A 3,020-nucleotide genomic window follows, 5' to 3' on the forward strand; every position below is an offset into this window, starting at 1 on the left:
TTTTATTTCCATCTTTTTTCTCACATTGCATCCATAGTTATTATTAATAAGTAATCATATAGGGCTAAACACGGCTGATGGTTGATTATGATCAAACGCGCTTTTATGGAAAAATAAAGTGGTAAAACCATGACACTCTTATCATTTTTCATCTGATAAAAAGCAGTGATTTAACTGAAGATGACATTTTTGGAAACATATAAGAGATAAAAATAGAACAACAGCATAATCATTGTATAGTTAATTATATTGCGATTATATATTCCGTCAGGCAAGCGCAATAAAATTCTTATTTTTGGAACGTATGCAAAAAAGAGTATTCCTGGTCAAAAGGAATATTCCTGACGTTGAGGAACATATTACTTTTTATGCTAATTTAGCAATAATATGATTTTTTGTTATACAAAAAGAAGAAAGCCTTCTGCGTGAACTGAGTTCTTACCGTAAACGGGCTATACTGTTTCATCATCCCCATCGCCAGACTGAATCATGATCGTATCCGGACGCCATCCCTCTCTGCGCCTGTCGCTGGCAGGACTCCTGACGCTGACACTGTTTGGGATCGGCTATACCCTACATCTGCACTGGGGGGCGTTTATTCAGTGGTGTCTGGCGACGCAAATCACCCTGCATCGCTATCTGGTGATGTATCTGCTGCAGTTGAATAATCATCAGTACAGCGGCGGTTTCTGGTTACTGACGGGGGCGTTTCTGTACGGCGTACTGCATGCCATCGGACCGGGACACGGAAAGTTCATCGTGACGACCTATCTGAGTACCAATAAGGAAAGCCTGCTGGCTGCGCGGGTCGTGCCTTTTATTGGCAGTCTGATGCAAGGAGTCAGTGCGATCCTGTTTGTGTTTATCCTCGCGATTGGCTTTAACCTGGCAGCCGGCGATTTGAGCACCAGCCGATGGTACGTTGAAAAAATCAGCGCTGCGCTGATCGCCGGATTCGGCGCGTTTCTCATTTATCAGGCACTTAAATCCATACGCCCGATAACCTTCATCCGATTTACTCCCTTGCACAGCCATGACGAGAAGTGCGGCTGCGGGCATCACGGCGTCGGGCAGACGCTGGTGGACGGTAACTGGAAAACCCGGCTGGGGGTGATTCTCGCCATCGGTGCCCGACCATGCAGCGGGGCAATCATGATCCTGCTGTTTTCCAATGCTCTCGGTATCGTCACCTGGGGCATTGCAGCGGTGATGACCATGTCCTTTGGCACTGCGCTATCGATCATGGGACTGTCTCTGGCGGTACGTTATGCCCGAAATCAGACACTCACATGGTTCGGTACAGGACATCCCGCTCTGAAATGGCTTGCGCCTGCAGCGAAAATAGTCGGCGGTGTGGTGCTGATCCTGTTTGCCACAATTCTGTTCTTAACGGTGATCCCGATTAGCGCCAACGGCGATTATATTGCCGCAGGTTGCTGACCCGACCTGCGTAATAATTATCCGATAATGGGACACCTGCCCCAGTGAATTTCCCTGCCACCTTTGAATTACGCGTCCCAATAGGGATAATATCCACACGAACTGTGAACCCGGGACCACCATGAGACACTCCCTGCCTTGTCGCAAGCTACGTGAACGGCCGATGAAACTCGGTACGACGGTGATACTGATGGTCAGCGCCGTGTTGTTTTCTGTCTTGCTGGTCGTCCATCTGTTCTACTTCTCACAAATCAGCCACATGACGCGTGATGCGTTAGCAGACAAAGCGCTGGCCGTTGCCCGGACGCTGGCAGACTCGCCGGAGATCCGTGCGGGGTTGATGAAAAAACCCGAGGATAGCGGGATTCAGGCGATTGCCGAAGCGGTGCGCAAGCGAAACGATATGCTGTTCATTGTTGTCACCGACATGAAAAGCCTGCGTTACTCTCATCCGGAAGCCCAGCGCATCGGGCAACCATTTAAGGGCGACGATATTTTGCTGGCACTGGATGGCAAAGAGAATATCGCCATCAACCGGGGCTTTCTCGCCCAGGCGCTGCGCGTTTTCACCCCCATTTATGACGACAATCACCACCAGATTGGGGTGGTGGCGATCGGCCTGGAACTGAGTCGGGTGACCGAACAGATTAACGACAGTCGCGGCAGCATCCTCTGGTCCGTACTTTTTGGCGTGCTGGTTGGCCTGCTGGGAACATGGGTGCTGGTGAAAGTGCTCAAACGCATCCTGTTTGGCCTGGAACCGTATGAAATTTCTACCCTGTTTGAACAGCGCCAGGCGATGCTGCAATCAATCAAAGAGGGGGTCATCGCCGTTGACGACAAAGGCGAAGTGACGTTAATCAACGAGGCCGCCCAGGAGTTGCTGAACTACCGTAAGTCACAGGATGACCCCCAGTTTTCCACGCTCAGCCATGCCTGGTCGCAGGTGGTAGATCTCAGCGAAGTGCTGCGCGACGGTACGTCGCACCGCGACGAAGAGATCAACATCAAAGATCGGTTGCTGCTCATTAATACCGTCCCGGTTCGCAGCGACGGCAAGATTATTGGCGCGATCTCCACCTTCAGGGACAAAACGGAAGTTCGCCAGTTGATGCAGCGACTGGATGGCATGGTGAACTATGCCGACTCACTCCGTGAACGATCCCACGAATTCATGAATAAATTACATGTGATTCTGGGATTGTTACATCTGAAGAGTTATAAGCAGCTTGAAGACTATATTATTAAGACGGCAAACAACTATCAGGAAGAGATCGGCTCACTGTTAGGCAAAATTAGATCGCCGGTCATTGCTGGCTTTTTACTTAGTAAGATTAATCGCACATCCGATTCAGGGCACAAACTGGTGATTAGCCATGACAGCCAGGTACCGGACAGCGGCAATGAAGATCAAATTGCGGTATTGATTACCGCGCTCGGAAATCTGATTGAAAACGCGATCGACGCGTTAGCACAGCAGTCAGGAGGTGAGATCAGCGTCTCCTTATACTATCGCAATGGTTGGCTACATTGTGAAGTCAGTGACGATGGTCCCGGCATTGAACCGCACCGCCTTGACG

The 3,020-nt window shown here is 49.9% G+C and carries 2 protein-coding genes; both read left to right on the forward strand.

What is annotated here, in order from left to right:
* The first annotated feature begins 489 nt into the window (after window positions 1-489).
* Complete coding sequence (locus AB7E14_RS22255) at window positions 490-1,440, forward strand: nickel/cobalt transporter (RefSeq protein WP_042999103.1); 951 nt, start codon at window positions 490-492, stop codon at window positions 1,438-1,440.
* 121 nt (window positions 1,441-1,561) lie between these two features.
* A partial coding sequence (locus AB7E14_RS22260; RefSeq protein ID WP_428169974.1) for a sensor histidine kinase occupies window positions 1,562-3,020 on the forward strand: 1,459 nt, incomplete at its 3' end.

The sequence above is a fragment of the Citrobacter sp. genome (genome assembly GCF_050252275.1).
Taxonomy (GTDB): Bacteria; Pseudomonadota; Gammaproteobacteria; order Enterobacterales; family Enterobacteriaceae; genus Citrobacter_A; species Citrobacter_A amalonaticus.